The sequence below is a fragment of the Thermobispora bispora DSM 43833 genome, assembly GCF_000092645.1.
GTDB lineage: Bacteria > Actinomycetota > Actinomycetes > Streptosporangiales > Streptosporangiaceae > Thermobispora > Thermobispora bispora.
In genome coordinates this window covers 3,231,455-3,247,318 of record NC_014165.1, presented here as the reverse complement: position 1 = coordinate 3,247,318, position 15,864 = coordinate 3,231,455, and the positions used below count along the sequence as shown (strand labels likewise).

13 protein-coding genes are annotated in these 15,864 nt (G+C 73.1%); 7 read left to right on the top strand and 6 right to left on the bottom strand.

Features of this window, described 5'->3' with window-relative positions:
• Positions 1-607: 607 nt before the first annotated feature.
• Positions 608-1,204, top strand: coding sequence for a sigma-70 family RNA polymerase sigma factor (locus TBIS_RS13730; protein WP_050760540.1), 597 nt, complete (start codon positions 608-610; stop codon positions 1,202-1,204).
• A gap of 286 nt (positions 1,205-1,490) precedes the next feature.
• Here TBIS_RS13730 and TBIS_RS13725 read toward each other — a convergent pair whose 3' ends face one another.
• The gene (locus tag TBIS_RS13725; RefSeq protein ID WP_013133003.1) at positions 1,491-2,327 is read right to left on the bottom strand and encodes a DMT family transporter; all 837 of its coding nucleotides are present in this window, start codon (positions 2,325-2,327) and stop codon (positions 1,491-1,493) included.
• An 84-nt stretch (positions 2,328-2,411) separates the two neighbouring features.
• Here TBIS_RS13725 and TBIS_RS13720 point away from each other — a divergent pair, with 84 nt between their 5' ends.
• The 3 genes from TBIS_RS13720 (at position 2,412) to TBIS_RS13710 (ending at position 5,692) form a co-directional block, all read left to right on the top strand.
• Positions 2,412-2,990 (top strand): helix-turn-helix domain-containing protein, encoded by a 579-nt coding sequence (locus TBIS_RS13720; RefSeq protein WP_013133002.1) that lies wholly within the window; start codon positions 2,412-2,414, stop codon positions 2,988-2,990.
• A gap of 357 nt (positions 2,991-3,347) precedes the next feature.
• Positions 3,348-4,169, top strand: a complete 822-nt coding sequence (locus TBIS_RS13715) for a polysaccharide deacetylase family protein (RefSeq protein ID WP_013133001.1) — start codon at positions 3,348-3,350, stop codon at positions 4,167-4,169.
• Positions 4,166-5,692, top strand: a complete 1,527-nt coding sequence (locus tag TBIS_RS13710) for a helicase HerA-like domain-containing protein (RefSeq protein WP_013133000.1) — start codon at positions 4,166-4,168, stop codon at positions 5,690-5,692. Before TBIS_RS13715 ends, TBIS_RS13710 begins: the two co-directional genes overlap by 4 nt.
• Before the next feature lie 214 nt (positions 5,693-5,906).
• On the opposite strand, the gene TBIS_RS13705 is transcribed toward TBIS_RS13710, so the two are convergent.
• Together TBIS_RS13705 and typA are read right to left on the bottom strand one after the other, a co-directional pair.
• The gene (locus tag TBIS_RS13705) at positions 5,907-6,521 is read right to left on the bottom strand and encodes a superoxide dismutase family protein (protein ID WP_013132999.1); all 615 of its coding nucleotides are present in this window, start codon (positions 6,519-6,521) and stop codon (positions 5,907-5,909) included.
• A 462-nt stretch (positions 6,522-6,983) separates the two neighbouring features.
• Positions 6,984-8,837: a translational GTPase TypA gene (gene typA / locus TBIS_RS13700; RefSeq protein WP_013132998.1), complete on the bottom strand. Its 1,854-nt coding sequence runs from the start codon at positions 8,835-8,837 to the stop codon at positions 6,984-6,986.
• A gap of 233 nt (positions 8,838-9,070) precedes the next feature.
• Here typA and TBIS_RS13695 point away from each other — a divergent pair, with 233 nt between their 5' ends.
• Positions 9,071-9,835: an alpha/beta hydrolase gene (locus TBIS_RS13695; RefSeq protein ID WP_013132997.1), complete on the top strand. Its 765-nt coding sequence runs from the start codon at positions 9,071-9,073 to the stop codon at positions 9,833-9,835.
• Between the two features lie 475 nt (positions 9,836-10,310).
• Positions 10,311-11,195, top strand: a complete 885-nt coding sequence (locus tag TBIS_RS13690; protein WP_013132996.1) for a coiled-coil domain-containing protein — start codon at positions 10,311-10,313, stop codon at positions 11,193-11,195.
• Here TBIS_RS13690 and TBIS_RS13685 read toward each other — a convergent pair.
• Positions 11,184-12,494, bottom strand: a complete 1,311-nt coding sequence (locus tag TBIS_RS13685; protein WP_013132995.1) for a GH1 family beta-glucosidase — start codon at positions 12,492-12,494, stop codon at positions 11,184-11,186. The two genes, TBIS_RS13690 and TBIS_RS13685, sit on opposite strands and share 12 nt — an antisense overlap.
• A 416-nt stretch (positions 12,495-12,910) precedes the next feature.
• On the opposite strand from TBIS_RS13685, the gene TBIS_RS13680 reads away from it, so the two are divergent.
• Complete coding sequence (locus TBIS_RS13680) at positions 12,911-13,582, top strand: TetR/AcrR family transcriptional regulator (protein ID WP_013132994.1); 672 nt, start codon at positions 12,911-12,913, stop codon at positions 13,580-13,582.
• 208 nt (positions 13,583-13,790) lie between these two features.
• On the opposite strand, the gene TBIS_RS13675 is transcribed toward TBIS_RS13680, so the two are convergent.
• Both TBIS_RS13675 and TBIS_RS13670 read right to left on the bottom strand, forming a co-directional pair.
• Positions 13,791-14,702: an aldo/keto reductase gene (locus TBIS_RS13675; RefSeq protein WP_013132993.1), complete on the bottom strand. Its 912-nt coding sequence runs from the start codon at positions 14,700-14,702 to the stop codon at positions 13,791-13,793.
• A 297-nt stretch (positions 14,703-14,999) separates the two neighbouring features.
• Positions 15,000-15,785 (bottom strand): IclR family transcriptional regulator, encoded by a 786-nt coding sequence (locus tag TBIS_RS13670; protein ID WP_013132992.1) that lies wholly within the window; start codon positions 15,783-15,785, stop codon positions 15,000-15,002.
• Positions 15,786-15,864: the final 79 nt, after the last annotated feature.

The window sequence follows — 15,864 nt, the reverse complement described above, 5'->3', positions numbered from 1 at the left end:
AAGGTCAGCGGTGTGGATCGATGAAATAAAAGTGCAAGTAAGGCGGTTGTACTGATTCGCGTGGGTGACCGCGATCTCGATCAGGCGGGGTGAGGCCGGATCGTCGGATGGCGTGATCCGTCCGCCCGCGGCGGGCGGGCGAACGGCGGCAGGCGAACACGCGCCGGCTCGGCGGAGCGCGGAGCGTGGCAGGCCTGGCGGATGGGGCGCGCGAGCGGTGCGCGGGTCCGCGGCCCGGTGGCCTACGGCCCCGGCGGCGGAGACCGCTCGGCGAGCGTCACCGGTGCCCCATAGGCGGTCCTTTTACCGGTCGCGGGCTGAAGTGTTACAATTGTGAGACCTAGATCAGTTGCGAGCCGACCGCTTTCGGGGTAGTGCGGCGTGTGACCGCGTGATCAGCCCGACGTTCCGTACGACTTCCGGCATGCCTCGATGAGGACCGGTCAGGCAGGGTCGAGGGCGACCGTCTGACCTGTCGCGGTGAGACGTAGCTCAGAGACGAGCCCTAACGCTGCGCTTACACCCGCGTTGGAATGCTCGTGTGCCGTCGATGGCCGGGCATGCGCGCATGATTCTCAGGCTCCGGGGTTTCTCCAGGGGGGATGAAATGATCTCGACCGACGAAGAGCGGCGGGTCTGGCTCGAGCGCGAGGTCATGCCGGTCACCGGGCAGCTCTACGCATCGGCGATGCGGTTGACGCGGAATCCGGCGGACGCCGAGGACCTGGTCCAGGAGACCGTGGCCAAGGCGTACACCTCGTACCACCAGTTCCGGCCGGGGACGAACCTCAAGGCGTGGCTGCACCGGATCCTCACCAACAACTTCATCAACGACTACCGCAAGAAGCAGCGTTCGCCGAAGCTTTCCGCCGCCGAGGACATCGAGGACTGGCAGCTCGCGGCGGCCGAGTCGCACACCTCCACCGGCCTGCGGTCGGCCGAGGCCGAGGCGCTCGACCAGATCCCCGATTCGGTCGTGATGGACGCCCTCCGCTCCCTCCCCGAGGAGTTCCGGATCGCCGTCTACCTCGCCGACATCGAGGGGTACGCCTACCGGGAGATCGCGGAGCTCATGGGCACCCCCATCGGGACGGTCATGTCCCGGCTGCACCGCGGCCGCAAGCAGCTGCGCGCCATGCTGAAGGACTACGCCCGCGAGGGCGGCCTGGTGAGCGCGGCCGAGCCGGAGCCGGCGGCCGCCTGATCCGGCCGAGCCCGGCCCGGTCTGCTGCCCGAGTCGGCCATCCGCCTGACCCGGCCGGCCGCCTGACCCGGTCGGGCGCGCATGACCCGGCCCGGCCGCGCCGCCGTGCCGTACGGTGTGCCGCACGCGGCGACGCGGAACCCGGGCGGCACCCGGACGCGCGGGGGAACGCGCCGGGGTACCACCATCCGGCCTGGGAGAACGCGCAGCACCGAGACACGCGGGCGCACCCACCCGGGCGCACGGCCGTACGCCCGCCCGGCCGCCTGCGGCGGCGACGGCACGGTCAGGAGACGGAGATCAGCACGATCGCGCCCAGGGCGCAGGCCACCCCGGTGATCTGCACCGGCCTCAGCCGTTCCCCGAGCACGTACCGGGCGAGCAGCAGCGTGCTCGCCGGGTAGAGGGAGACCAGCGGGGCGACCAGGCTGAGCATGCCCTGCTGGACGGCGAGCAGGTAGAGGGCGATCCCCGTCGCGTCGAGCACCCCGGCGAGAAGCGTCACCGCGAGCGACCCCGGCGCCGGGCGCGGGCTCCGCCGCGCCGCCACGGCGACGAGCGCGACCAGCAGGACCGAGCAGGCCCGTCCGCCGAGCAGCGGCCACAGCCCGGCGTCGGCCGGGGCGAGCTTGAGCAGGGTATAGGAGCCGCCGAAGCCGGCGCCGGCGAGGATCCCGCCCACGAGGGGGCCGGTCAGGGACCCGGTCCGCGATCGCCTGCCGTCCTGGCCGACGAGCAGGACGGCGGCGAGCCCGGCGGCGATGCCGCCGATGGCGAGCGGGGACGGGCGCTCCCCGAGGGCGAGGCCGATCAGCACGGGCACCGCCATGCTGGTGGCCCCGGTGGCCGGGGCGACCACGGACATCACGCCGGCGGCGAGGCTCCGGTAGAAGAGGGCGATGGCGGTCGCGCCGGTGACGCCGGAGGCCATCCCCCACAGCAGGGCGGGGGCGCTCGGCGTGCCGGGGAGGAGCGAGAGCAGCAGCCCGGTCACCAGGAGGCCGCCGAGCTGCGAGACGAGGACGACGGCGATGAGGCGGGAGCGCCGGGCGGCGAGCCCGCCGAGGAAGTCCGCGGTGCCGAGGATGGCGGCGGCCGCCGTCGCCAGCGCGGCCACGGTCACGGTGCGACCTCCGGGAGCCGTCGGGGCCACAAGAGATCGTCGAAAGTACAATAAATTAACTTTAAAGCATAATAGACTGTACCCATGCCCGACCCCGAGACGATCAACGCCGCGATCGCCGCGAACGTGCGGAGCCTGCGGGGCCAGCGCGGGATGACCCTCGACGAGCTGGCCGCCAGGTCGAAGGTTAGCCGGGGCATGCTCATCCAGATCGAGCAGGGCCGGACGAACCCCAGCATCAACACCCTCAACCGGATCGCCGAGGCGCTCGGCGTCAGCATCGGCCGGCTGGTCGAAGTCGCCGACGTCCCGGTGGTGCGGATCGTTCAGCCGTCCGAGGCCGTGACCTTCCAGCACGGCGCCAGCAGCTCGGCGCGGCTGCTGATCGGCTCCGACGCGCCGGCCATCCTCGAGCTGTGGGACTGGCGGCTCGGCCCCGGTGAGCACTACGACGGGGACGCGCACCCGCCGGGCACCCGGGAGATGCTCACCGTCCTCGAGGGGGAGCTCACCCTCACCGTGTACGGCCAGAGCCACACGATCGGCGAGGGCGCGGCCGTGGTCTTCAGCGCCGACCGGCCCCACCGGTACGCCAACCACGGCGAGGGGCCGGTCCGCTTCGTGATGGTGGTGACCGAGCCGACGAACCGGGTCGAGGACTGACCCCAGAGATCGTTCGCCGGTCGGTGAAGATCCGGTTGACCGCGGCGCGTCGCGTACCCCCGGCACGGCCGACCGGGGAGTCTCCACGGAAGACGATGATCACGCGGCACCGGCCGCCTCGGGCCGGGCGCCGCGCCGCGCCTCGAACACTCCCGGAACACCCTCGTGATGACCGGACGCCATGTTCCCCGGGCGTTACCGCCCCGGCCCGCTGACACCGTGAAACGCCGATAGCTGGGCACGAAATCGCCGTGCCGCATATGTCGGCATCGGTCAGTCGAGGTCCGATATGTGCCACACGCACGGGGGAACGAGGCGGGCGGCCTCCGCCCGCCCGTCCGGCCGGGAGGGGGTTCCATGCGGAAACGGTCGGTTCTGCTGGCGCTGCTGCTGCTCGCGGGATGCGGCATGGCCGAGCCCACCCGGCCGGCGACCACCGCACCCGGCCCCAAGCGCGTGTTCCGCCACCGCACCCCGCCCGCCCAGGACCTGATCGGGATGCGGCTCGTCTCCGCGCAGCGGGACTGGCCGGGCCCGCGCCTGCCGGTCGCCCCGCCACCGAGGACGATCGACTGCAGTCGGCTCAAGTGCGTGGCGCTCACCTTCGACGACGGTCCGGGTGAGGAGACCGGGCGGCTGCTCGACATCCTCGCGGCCCACCACGCCCGGGCCACCTTCTTCGTGCTCGGCCGGATGGTCGACCAGGACGAGACCACGCGCGGGTACGTGCGGCGCATGGTCTCCGAAGGGCACGAGATCGGCAACCACTCCTGGAGCCACCCCGCGCTCACCGGGCTCTCCGCGGGAGGCGTCCGGGAGGAGCTCGACCGCACCCAGCAGGTGGTCATGGAGGTCGCCGGGGTCCGGATGCGGATCATGCGCCCGCCGTACGGCGCGACCGGCCAGGGGGTGGAGAAGGTGACGCGGGACGCGGGCCTCGCGCAGATCCTCTGGACGCTCGACACGTTCGACTGGCGCGACCGCAACGCCGACACGGTCGCCAAGCGCGCCGCCCAGGCCAAGCCCGGCGACATCGTGCTCCTCCACGACATCCACGCCACCACGATCGAGGCGGTCCCCCGGATCCTCGCCGAGCTGGACCGCAAGGGGTACACCTACGTGACCGTCTCCGAGCTGCTCGGCGACGTCACCCCCGGGAAGCAGTACGTCAAGCGATGAAGGGCTACGACTTCGCGGGCCCGGCGCTGGAGCTCGGCGCGCTGGTACGGGAGGACGGGACCATCGACCCCGCCGAGCGGATCAGGCTCCCGCTCGCCATGATGAACCGGCACGGGCTCATCGCCGGGGCCACCGGGACGGGGAAGACCAAGACGCTCCAGCTCATGGCCGAGCAGCTCTCCGCGGCGGGCGTCCCCGTCTTCCTCGCCGACGTCAAGGGCGACCTGTCCGGCATGGCGTCGCCCGGCCTGCCCGGGCAGCGGGTGCTCAGCCGGGCCGCCGAGGTGGGGCAGGACTGGTCGCCCGCCGCCTGCCCGGTGGAGTTCTTCTCGCTCGGCGGCCTCGGCGAAGGCGTGCCGCTGCGCGCCACCGTGACGTCCTTCGGCCCGACCCTGCTCGCGAAGGTGCTCGGCCTCAACGAGACCCAGGAGTCCTCGCTCGGGCTGATCTTCCACTTCGCCGACCGGAACGGGCTCCCGCTGCTCGATCTGAAGGACCTGGTCGCGGTGGTCCGCTACCTCGCCGACACGCCGGAGGCCCTGCGCGAGATCGGCGGGCTGTCGCGGTCGACGGCCGGTGTGATCCTCCGCAGCCTCACCACCTTCGAGGCCGAGGGCGCGGGCGTGTTCTTCGGCGAGCCCGAGTTCGACGTGCGCGACCTGCTGCGCCGTACCCCGGACGGCCGGGGGATCGTCTCCATCCTCGAGCTCCCCGAGGTGCGGGACCGGCCGCGGCTCTTCTCCACCTTCCTGATGTGGCTGGTCGCCGACCTGTTCGAGCGGCTGCCCGAGGTCGGTGACCCGGACCGGCCCGAGCTCGTGTTCTTCTTCGACGAGGCGGGCCTGCTCTTCGAGGACGCGTCCAAGGCGTTCCTGCGGGCGCTCGTCCAGACCGTGCGGCTGATCCGCTCGAAGGGGGTCGGCGTGTTCTTCGTCACCCAGACCCCCGAGGACGTGCCGGCCGGCGTGCTCGCCCAGCTCGGCGCCCGGGTGCAGCATGCCCTGCGCGCCTTCACCCCCCAGGACGCCAAGGCGCTGAAGGCGACCGTCTCCACGTTCCCGCGCTCCTCCTACGACCTCGAGGAGGTGCTCACCGGGCTGGGCATCGGGGAGGCCGTGGTCACCGTGCTCTCCGAGACCGGGGCGCCCACCCCCGTGGCCCGGACCCGGCTGCGGGCGCCGCGGTCCCGCATGGCGCCGTCCGACCCGCAAGTGATCAGGCGCGTGGTCGCCGCGTCCCCGCTCACCGCCGTGTACGGCACGGCGGTCGACCGGGAGTCCGCCTATGAGCTGCTCGCCGCCCGGCTCAGCGCGGCCGGACCCGGGGCCGGGGAGCCGGCGTCCGGCCGGTCACGGGAGAGGCGGGCGGAGCCGGAGGGGAGGCCCGGCCGGCCGGAGCCGTCCCCGCTCGAGCGGGTGTTCTCCGCCAAGGGGCTGGAGTCGCTCGCCCGCTCGGCGGCGACCGCGCTGGGCCGGGAGATCGCCCGGTCCGTGTTCGGCACGGTGCGCCGCCGTCGCCGCTGACCGCGCGCCTTGGGCGCCGCCCGCCGGACCGGTCCCGGGCGTCCGGCCGCCGGTGGGGTGCCCCGGGCCGGGCCGCCTCTCCGGCGTCTCGGACGCCGCGCGCCCTGAGCGCGGGCCACCGGCGGGGTGTCCGCGGCGTCGGCCGCCGGGTGCCCCGGGCGCGGGCCGCCTGGCGAGGGCCCGGTCTCGGGCCGCCGGTGGGTCACCGGCCGCGTCAGTCCACGACCTCGATGACCCCGCAGCCGACGCGGGCGCCCGCGTCACCGGTCCGCCGGCTGGCCTCGTCCGGTCCCTTGGTGCCGGTGCTGTCCTTGGGGTGGGTGTACCGGTCCGGGATGTGCGCGAGGTTGTCCGGCTTGGCGTGGATGATGACCGCGCTGCCGTCCCGGTCGGCGAGCCGCCGCCGCGGGATCCGGTCGATGACGACGGTCATGTAGGCGGTGCCGTCCGAGTTCACCAGGATCGGCGGGAAGTCACCGATCGCGGGGTGGCGCAGCGCCTTGCCGTGGCCGAGGTGGTCGCCGGCGCTCGCGAACGGGCTCCCCGTCGCCGGATCGATCGACTTGGGGTCGCACACCCCGGTGTTGTGGATGTGGAAGCCGTGGAACCCCGGGGTGAGCCCGCGGACGTGCACGGTGACCCGGGACTTGCCGCGGCCGTACGCCTCGAGCTGGAAGGTGCCGAGGGTCTTGCCCTTCGCGTTCTTGATCACGGCTCCTGCGATGACCCGGGGCTGGTAGCCCGTTCGCGGTGCGTCACCCGCCGGTGCCGCCGCGCCGGTCGCGGTGAGCCCCAGGGCGGCGAGGGCCAGGTAGGTCGCGCGAAACATGAGTCGCCTCCTCCGTGAACGGCGCTGCTGGTTCCGGCGACAGCAGAGCACGGCACGGGCCGGCCGGGCGGGGGGAAAACGCCGTTCTTGGCCGACGGTTTACCGCGTTCTTGCCGGGCGGGCGCGGCCACGGCAGGGCGACGCGGCAAGGCCGGCCGATCGCCCGGGCCCGACCGCGGGAGCCGCGGGAAGGGGGCGGTCATCCGAGAGGCCGTGACGAAAGGCCACGGCGGGAGGGACCGGGAGCGAGCCGCCGGCCCGCGGCGGCCGCCGGCAAAGGTCCGCCGGAGGCGCCGGTACGGGGCGACGCCGGGAGAGGTCCGCCGGAGGTACCGGTACGGGGCGACGCCGGGAGAGGTCCGCCGGAGGTACCGGTACGGGGCGATCGCCGGGAAGGGTCCGTTGGAGGCGCCGGCGCGGGGCGATCGCCCGCGGCGGCGCCGGAAACGGCTCGACCGGCGCTCAGCCGCGGCGCTTGGCCCGGGCGGCGGCGCGGGCGCGCTCCGCGGCGTCGAGCACCACCTTCCGGATCCGCACGCTGTCCGGGGTGACCTCCACGCACTCGTCGTCGCGGATGAACTCCAGGGCCTGCTCCAGCGTCATGACCCGCGGCGGGGTCAGCTTCTCCAGCTCCTCGGCCGTGGACGAGCGGATGTTGGTGAGCTTCCGCTCCTTGGTGATGTTGACGTCCATGTCGTCGGGGCGGGAGTTCTCCCCGACCACCATGCCCTCGTACACCTCGGTGCCGGGGGAGACGAAGAGCGTGGCCCGCTCCTGCAGGTTGAGCATCGCGTACGAGGTCACCTTGCCGGCGCGGTCGGCCACCAGGGACCCGGTGGTGCGGGTGCGCAGCTCCCCGAACCACGGCTCGTACCCCTCGAACACGTGGTGCGCGATGCCGGTGCCGTGGGTCTCGGTGAGGAACTCGGTGCGGAACCCGATCAGGCCGCGCGCGGGCACCACGAACTCCATCCGGACCCAGCCCGTGCCGTGGTTGATCATGTTCTCCATACGGCCCTTGCGCTGGGCGAGGAGCTGGGTCACGGCGCCGAGGTACTCCTCGGGGCAGTCGACGGTGAGCCGCTCGACCGGTTCGTGCAGCTTGCCGTCGATCATCTTGGTGACGACCCTCGGCTTGCCGACGGTGAGCTCGTAGCCCTCGCGCCGCATCTGCTCCACGAGGACGGCCAGCGCGAGCTCGCCCCGGCCCTGCACCTCCCAGGTGTCCGGGCTGTCGGTCGGGAGCACCCGGAGCGAGACGTTGCCGACCAGCTCCCGATCGAGGCGCTCCTTGACCAGCCGGGCGGTCACCTTCGTGCCCTTGGTCTTGCCGACGAGCGGGCTGGTGTTCACCCCGATCGTCATCGAGATCGCCGGCTCATCGACCTTGATCAGGGGGAGCGGGCGCGGATCGTCGGGATCGGCCAGGGTCTCGCCGATCATGATGTCCGGGATGCCGGCGATCGCGATGATGTCGCCCGGCCCCGCCTCGGCGGCCGGCTTCCGCTCCAGGGCCTCGGTGAGGAACAGCTCGGTGACCTTGACCCGCTGCACGCTCCCGTCGGTGCGGCACCAGGCGACGGTCTGCCCCTTCCGGATCGTGCCGTGGTGGACCCGGCAGAGCGCGATCCGGCCGAGGTAGCTGGAGGCGTCGAGGTTCGTCACGTGCGCCTGCAGCGGCGCGTCCGGGTCGTAGACCGGCGGCGGGATCGTCTCCGCGATCGTCTGGAAGAGCGGCTCGAGGTCCGGTGAGTCGGGCATCGTGCCGTTCTCCGGCCGGTTGAGCGACGCCCGGCCGGCCTTCGCCGAGGCGTAGACGATCGGGAACTCGATCTGCTCCTCGGTGGCGCCGAGGTCGATGAAGAGCTCGTACACCTCGTCGACGACCTCGGGGATCCGCGCGTCGGAGCGGTCCACCTTGTTCACGCAGAGGATCACCGGCAGCTTCGCCTCGAGCGCCTTGCGCAGCACGAACCGGGTCTGCGGGAGGGGACCCTCCGAGGCGTCGACCAGGAGCACGACCCCGTCCACCATGGACAGCCCGCGCTCCACCTCGCCGCCGAAGTCGGCGTGGCCCGGGGTGTCGATGATGTTGTACGTGATCCCGCCGTGCCGTACCGCCGTGTTCTTGGCGAGGATCGTGATGCCCTTCTCCCGCTCCAGGTCGATCGAGTCGAGGACGCGTTCGGCGACCTCCTGGTTGGCGCGGAACGCACCGGACTGCCACAGCATGGCGTCCACCAGGGTGGTCTTCCCGTGGTCGACGTGCGCGATGATCGCGATGTTGCGCAGGTCGTCGCGGGTCAGCAAAGGCATGGTCGGTCTCGTTCTGCGGTGAGGTGGATCGTTGCGCCCCGGAGTGGGAGAGAAACGCATCGGCCGTCGTGAGCGGCCTGGTCATTGTATTCGATGGCCGTGAGGGCTCCCGCCGCCGAGCAGCGGCCCCGGATTGCGCCGGGGATCGGCGGGGAGAACCCGTATCGCCTGGAGCGAGGACGCCGGCCACCGGACCTCGGGCCGGCCCGGCCGCGAGGAGGGTGAATAGGGTCGTGGGCGTGGCATGGTCTCCCGTCTACCCGGCGACGCTGCGGACGGCGGACGGGGTGCGCCTCGACGCGGCGCACACCCCGAACGGGTCGCTCGAGCTCGGCATCGTGGTCGCGCACGGGTTCACCGGCTCGTGGCGGGAGCGGCCGACCCGCCGGATCACCCAGCTCCTCTCCCGGTTCGGCGGCGTGGTCTCGTTCGACTTCCGGGGCCACGGGCGCTCGTCCGGGCAAACGACCGTCGGAGACCGGGAGATCCTCGACCTCGACGTGGCGGTGAAGCACGCGCGGGCGATCGGGTACCGGCGGGTGGCCACGATCGGCTTCTCCATGGGCGCCGCGGTGGCCATCCGGCACGCGGCGCTGCACGGCGGCGTCGACGCCGTGGTGTCGGTGAGCGGGCCGGCCCGCTGGTACTACCGGGACACCACGCCGATGCGCCAGGTTCATTGGGCGATCGAGCGGTGGCACGGCCGGCTGGTGGTGCGGGCGGTGAAGCGGACCAGGATCGCGGGGAACGGCCGCTGGGAGGTGGTGCCGCTCGCGCCGCACGAGGTGGTGCACATGATCGCGCCGACCCCGCTGCTGATCGTGCACGGCGACGCCGACGCGTTCTTCCCCGTCGAGCACGCCCGCCAGCTCTATGAGAACGCCCGCGACCCCAAGGAGCTGTGGATCGAGCCCGGGTACGGCCACGCCGAGGCGGCCGCCACCCCGGATCTGATCCGCCGGATCGCCGGATGGATCACGCGAACCATCTCCGGTTGAGCGTCGTCTATTGCGGGTGTCGGGACTCGCGCACGCGCCGGCCGGTGCACACCCCGGTGTGGCCCAGTGCCGCGGGGGCGCATTGGGCGGGACCCTCATGCCGCGCGGGAGATGGGGGAACCCACCGGCCGGCGAGGCCCCGGCGGCCAAGGGGGACGCGGGCCGCCGGGCGACGGCCGCGGTCTCCGATCGATCCGAGGGGTTGCCGGCTCCGTGCGGGTCACCGGTGGGGCGTCCGTCCCCGCCGGTGACCCGCTCCATCCGGCCGATCCGCCGGTTCCGGCCCGCGCCCCGAATGCCGTGACGACGGCGCCGCCGTACCGGCCGGAACCGGGTCTTCTGGGGCGCACCGGGTCCGTGGTTTGCCCGGCAGCCGGGCATTGTGGTTGCTATAAACCACATCAGAAACATCAGAATCTTCTGGTGCATTAGCCGACAGATCGGCTTCCCCGGGTTCGGTCGGAGCGGAGGCTGCGTGCTGCTTCGGATCGGGGCGGTGCTGGCCGCCATCGCGATGCTCGCCGCCTGCATGGCGGCGCCGGCCGCGGCCGCGCCCGCCGATCCGGACGCCAGGCTCCGCGAGCTGACCAAGCAGGCCGACGACCTCGAGAAGCGCTACCGGGGGACGATCCTCGACCTGGAGGAGGCCCGGCGGAAGGCGCAGCAGGCCACGACCCGGGTGAAGCGGCTGCGCACCCAGTTACGCACCGCGCGGCGCAAGCTGGTGGAGTTCGCGCAGCTTGCGTACATGGGCGGCGCCGTCGACGGCGTCCACCTCTTCGCCGCCAACGGCGACCCGGGCACGCTCGCCACGGTCACCTACCTCGCCCTGCACCGGGCCGAGCGGCTGAAGAACGTCCAGCGCCTCCTCGACGAGCAGCGCAAGGCCGCGGCCAAGGCCGAGGCCGAGATCGAGAAACTGCGCAAGCAGATCAAGGAGCTGCAGAGCAAACGGAGCGAGGTGGAGCGGCTCCTGAGGCGGTTCGGCTTCCAGACCCCCGACGCGGGGACCGGGCTCACCCCGCGCATGATCACCGTGCGGAACGCGATCCTCCGGCAGTTCGCCCTGCCGCACGGGTACGGCTGCCTGCGGCCGGGCGACCCCGGGGAGCACGGCAAGGGCCGTGCCTGCGACTTCATGGTGAGCAGCGGCGGCCGGATGCCCGACGCCACCGGCCTGGCGCGCGGCGACGCGATCGCCCAGTGGTGCATCCAGAACGCCCGGCGGTACGGGATCATGTACATCATCTGGAAGCAGCGCTACTACGACCTGCGCACCGGCTCCGGCTGGCGGCCCATGGCGGATCGCGGCAGCGTCACCGCGAACCACTGGGACCACGTGCACGTCTCAGTGCTCTGACCCGCCTTCGCGCTCCGGCCCGTTCCCGGCGCCGCCGCGGATCAGGTCCCGCATCCAGTGGTAGGAAGCCTTCGGGGTGCGCGCGCCGGTGGCGAAGTCGACGTGCACCAGGCCGAACCGCTGGTGGTAGCCCTCGGCCCACTCGAAGTTGTCGAGCAGCGACCAGACGAAGTACCCCCGGACGTCCACCCCCTCGGCCCGCCGCATCGCGGCGATGTGGCCGGCGAGGTAGTCGATCCGCTCCCGGTCGTCGATCCCGTCGTAGGAGCAGCCGTTCTCGGTGATGTACACGGGCGGGAGCGCCGCGCCGTACCGCTGGGCGAGCGACTCGAGCAGCTCGCGCAGGCCGTCGGGGACGACCGGCCAGCCGAACGCGGTCCGCGGGTAGCCGGTGATCTCCTCGAGCCGGAACGGCAGGCCGTCCGAGCCCGGCCCGGACACCCGGGTCGGCGTGTAGTAGTTGATCCCGAGCCCGTCGAGCGGCTGGGCGATGATCTCCAGATCCCCGTCCCGGACGCAGTTCAGGCCGCCGTACGCCGACAGGTCGGGGTAGGAGCCGAGCAGCACCGGGTCGTTGAACAGCCGGTTGTGCAGGATGTCGTAGGCCTCGGCCGCGGCGCGGTCCTCCGGGGAGTCCGAGGCCGGCCACACCGGCGTGCAGTTGTTCGTGATCATCACCTTGGCCGCGCCGTTCGCCCGGAGCGCCGGTACGGCGAGGCCGTGGCCGAGGAGCTGGTGGTGGGCGACCGGGAGCGCGTCCAGCATGAGCGTCCGGCCCGGGGCGTGCACGCCGAGCGCGTAGCCGTACACCATGTGCACGAACGGCTCGTTGAGCGTGATCCAGATGCCGACCCGGTCGGCGAGGCGCTCGGCGACCCGCGCCGCGTAGTCGGCGAACCGGGCGGCGGTGTCGCGGTTGAGCCAGCCGCCCTCGTCCTCCAGGGCCTGCGGCAGGTCCCAGTGGAACAGGGTCGCCACCGGGGTGATGTTCCGTTCGCAGAGCGCGTCCACCAGCCGGTCGTAGAAGCCGAGGCCGGCCGGGTTGACCGGGTCCCGGCCGGTCGGCTGGATCCGCGGCCAGGCGATGGAGAAGCGGTAGGCGTTGAAACCGGCCTCGGCGAGCAGCGCCACGTCCTCGGGCCAGCGGTGGTAGTGGTCGCAGGCGACGTCGGCGGTGTGCCCGTCCCTGATCCGGCCCGGCTGGTGCGCGAAGGTGTCCCAGATCGACGGTCCACGGCCGTCCTCCCGCACCGCTCCCTCGATCTGGTAGGACGAGGTGGCCGCACCCCAGAGGAACATGGGCACCACTCTCCCCCCGGCCGGTAATCATGAGGGATGCTCATGATAACCCCGCGCCCCTGAGCCGCTGAAGGGCCCGGTGGAGCGGGCTCGCGGGCCGGGCCGGATGGACCCGGCGTCTCGGCGGGCGGGACACCCCGCGCGGGGCGTTCCGGAGGCCGGCCGGTGAGCCCGGCGCTCTGGGCGGAGGGGTGCGGCTGACCGGGGGATGGGTCTGGGCGCGCGCGGATGCGTGCCGGCGGGATGCCCGGCAGCCGGGCGGACCGGGGCGGCGGGCCCGCGGATGGGTTCGGTGAGCCGGTGCGGATAGGGGCGGCCTGCGGATGGTCCGGTGAGCCGGGCGGATGGGGGAGCCGGCCTGATGGGCCAGGCGGGCCCCCGCCGGGAGGGCGGCCGGGGGGAGGGAGAATGGCGGCATGGGTTCCCACGGCGCCACCGCACGCCACCTCGCCGGGCCACCGCTGCGCCGGCTCCCCGCCCAGCGCCGCAGCCAGGAACGGGTCAAGCGGATGCTCGACGAATGCGCCCTCCTGCTCGACGAGGTGGGGTACGACCGGCTGACCACCAAGGAGGTCGCCCGCCGGGCCGAGGTGCCGATCGGCACCTTCTACCAGTTCTTCACGGACAAGCAGTCGCTGGTGCGCGCGCTCGCCCTGCGGAACCTGGACAGCTACCTCGACCGGCTCGCCTCCCGGCTCACCGCGGCCGGGCTGTCGGACTGGTCGGAGGCCGTCGACCTGGCCATCGACGAGTTCGTCACCATGAAGCGGACCGTGCCCGGGTTCGGGGCGGTCGACTTCGGGGACGTGCGGACCACCCCGGGCGGCCCCGAGCTGCCCGGGACCAAGCGGCTGCTCGACGCCGCCCTGGAGAACAACGTGGTGGTGGCGGACCGGCTGCGCTCGCTCGTCGTCGACCTGCTCGGCGTGCCGCCGAGCGAGAGCCTCGCCCGGGCGTTCGTCGTGGCGGTCGAGGCCGCCGACGCCGTGCTCAAGCTCGCCTTCCGCGCCCACCCGGACGGCGACCCCGACCTCATCGCCGAGGCCAAGCGCCTCGTCCGCGCCTACCTCGTCGGCTACCTCGCCTGACCCCGCCCGGCCCGGTGCGCGGCCCCCCGGCCACGCGCCGTCGCGGCGTCCGGTGGCGCCGCCCGCGCCCGGGCCGAAGACCGGGGCATCCTTGCTTCGCCCAGCCGAGGTTCGGGGCATCCCGGCCTCGCCCGGGCCGATGCCTGGGACATCCCCGCCTCGCCCGGGCCGGAGCCTCGTCACGCCCCGCCCGGGCCGGGACCGCGCGTCAGGCCGGGGCGTTGAGGCGGTCGAGCAGCTCGGGCTCGAGCTCGACCTCCACGAGCAGCTCCTCCAGCTGGTCCACCGAGCTCACCCCCACGACCGGGATGATGTCCTGCGCCCGCAGCCAGGCGAGCACCACCTGGTTCCGGGTGGCGCCCAGCTCACGGGCCACCTCGTCGAGCACGGCCAGCCGCTTGGCCGTGCCCGGGTGGTCGTAGTGCTCGGGCAGCGGCCGGCCCGCGTAGGCGCCCTTGAGCAGCGCGGTGTAGGCCCACAGCGTCAGGTTCTCCTCGGACCGCACGTAGTCGAGCGTCTCCTCGGTCGCGTGGACGTGCCCGTCCCCGGGGAGCCGTACCCCCGGCCGGGGACGCAGGTAGGAGTAGCGGAGCTGCACGTGGGTGTACGGCGTGCACCCGCGGGCCGCGGCGAGGGACCGGGCGCGCTCCAGCCGCCAGGTGGCGTGGTTGCTCGCGCCCACCTCCTTCACCCACCCGGCGAGCACGAGCTCGTCGAGGGTGGCCACCGTCTCCTCCAGCGGCACCGACCGGTCGTCGAGGTGGGCCCAGTAGACGTCGATGTGGTCCACCCCGAGCCGGCGCAGGCTGCCCTCGGCCGCGGACCGGATCGCCTTGGCCGAAAGCCCTTCGGCGGAGGCGAGCGTCCGGTCCCCGGGGACGGTCGGGCGCGCCCCGCACTTGGTGCTGATCACCACCTGGTCCCGGTTGCCGCGCGACGCGAGCCAGCGGCCGATGGTCGTCTCGCTCTCGTCGCCGGTCGCCCCCTCCAGCCAGAACGGGTAGTTGTTGGCGGTGTCGATGATCTTCCCGCCGGACTCGACGAACCGGTCGAGGATGGCGAAGGAGGTCGCTTCGTCAACGGTGGTCCCGAACGGGATGGTCCCTAATGCGATTCTCATGCCGCCTACCTTGCAATCGATCGGGTGTTTCCGCGCAACCCGTTTGCGATCACCGGCGGCCGGCGCAAGGGAGGACCGCGCCGATCGCCTCACCCGCCCGGCAGGCGTACGGCGGCGCGTCTCTCCGATCGGGTTCCTCAGTCCGGTCACCGGTCGGGTGCTCCGGTCCGGGTTGGCGATCGGATGCCTCGGCCCGGGCGGTCGCCCACCCGGTCGGCGGCGATCCGAGCGAGACCGCTCCGCCCGGTGGGGCGGAGCGGGAGAACCGGAGCGCTCCGGGGCGGCCGGCGCGGCGGGTCAGCGCAGCCTGATCCCGCCGTCGGAGCGGGTCGCGTGCAGGTCGGCCTCGATGCGGGCGGCGGTGGCGAGCAGCGGCGGGAGCAGGTCGCGGCGGATGGACTCGCGGGTGGTCCGGCTCGCGTGCGAGGAGACGTTGACCGCGGCCACCACCCGCCCGGCGGCGTCCCTGATCGGCGCGGCGATCGACCGCAGGCCCTCCTCGAGCTCCTGGTCCACCATGGCCCACCCCTGCGCCCGCACCCGGTCCAGCTCGGCGCGGAGGGCCTCCTTCGAGGTGATGGTGTACGGCGTGAGCCCGGTCAAGGTGGCGCGCTCCAGGTAGGCGTCGAGCTCGGCCGGCGGGAGCCCGGCGAGGAGCACCCGGCCCATGGAGGTGCAGTACGCGGGGAACCGGGTGCCGATCGCGATCGCCACCCGCATGATGCGCTTGGTCGGCACCCGGGCGACGTAGACGATCTCGCTGCCGTCGAGCACGGAGACGGAGGCCGACTCCCGCACCTCGGCGGCGAGCCGCTCCAGGTGGGGGAGGGCCACCTCGGGGAGCGAGAGGCTGGACAGGTAGGCGTACCCGAGCTCGAGCACCCGCGGGGTGAGGGCGAAGCGCCGGCCGTCGGTCCGCACGTACCCCAGCTCGACCAGGGTGTGCAGGAAGCGGCGGGCCGCCGCCCGGGGCAGGTCGGTCTTGCGGGCGACCTCGCTCAGGGTGAGCTCGGGGCTCCCGGCGTCGAAGGCCCGGATGACGGCGAGACCCCGGGCCAGCGACTGGACGAACTCATCGGCCATCGGCCGCGCACCTCCCGGCCGGCGTGTTCGCGCAACGAACGGTGATCCTCAGCGCGAATCGAGTCTAATCCGGCACCAC

Excerpts from the sequence above, each read along its gene's own strand:
- TBIS_RS13685 (WP_013132995.1), bottom strand. The coding sequence starts at position 12,494 with ATGTTCCTCTGGGGTGCGGCCACCTCGTCCTACCAGATCGAGGGAGCG.
- TBIS_RS13680 (WP_013132994.1), top strand. The coding sequence starts at position 12,911 with ATGGGTTCCCACGGCGCCACCGCACGCCACCTCGCCGGGCCACCGCTG.
- TBIS_RS13715 (WP_013133001.1), top strand. The coding sequence starts at position 3,348 with ATGCGGAAACGGTCGGTTCTGCTGGCGCTGCTGCTGCTCGCGGGATGC.
- TBIS_RS13670 (WP_013132992.1), bottom strand. The coding sequence starts at position 15,785 with ATGGCCGATGAGTTCGTCCAGTCGCTGGCCCGGGGTCTCGCCGTCATC.
- TBIS_RS13720 (WP_013133002.1), top strand. The coding sequence starts at position 2,412 with ATGCCCGACCCCGAGACGATCAACGCCGCGATCGCCGCGAACGTGCGG.
- typA (WP_013132998.1), bottom strand. The coding sequence starts at position 8,837 with ATGCCTTTGCTGACCCGCGACGACCTGCGCAACATCGCGATCATCGCG.
- TBIS_RS13730 (WP_050760540.1), top strand. The coding sequence starts at position 608 with ATGATCTCGACCGACGAAGAGCGGCGGGTCTGGCTCGAGCGCGAGGTC.
- TBIS_RS13705 (WP_013132999.1), bottom strand. The coding sequence starts at position 6,521 with ATGTTTCGCGCGACCTACCTGGCCCTCGCCGCCCTGGGGCTCACCGCG.
- TBIS_RS13710 (WP_013133000.1), top strand. The coding sequence starts at position 4,166 with ATGAAGGGCTACGACTTCGCGGGCCCGGCGCTGGAGCTCGGCGCGCTG.
- TBIS_RS13675 (WP_013132993.1), bottom strand. The coding sequence starts at position 14,702 with ATGAGAATCGCATTAGGGACCATCCCGTTCGGGACCACCGTTGACGAA.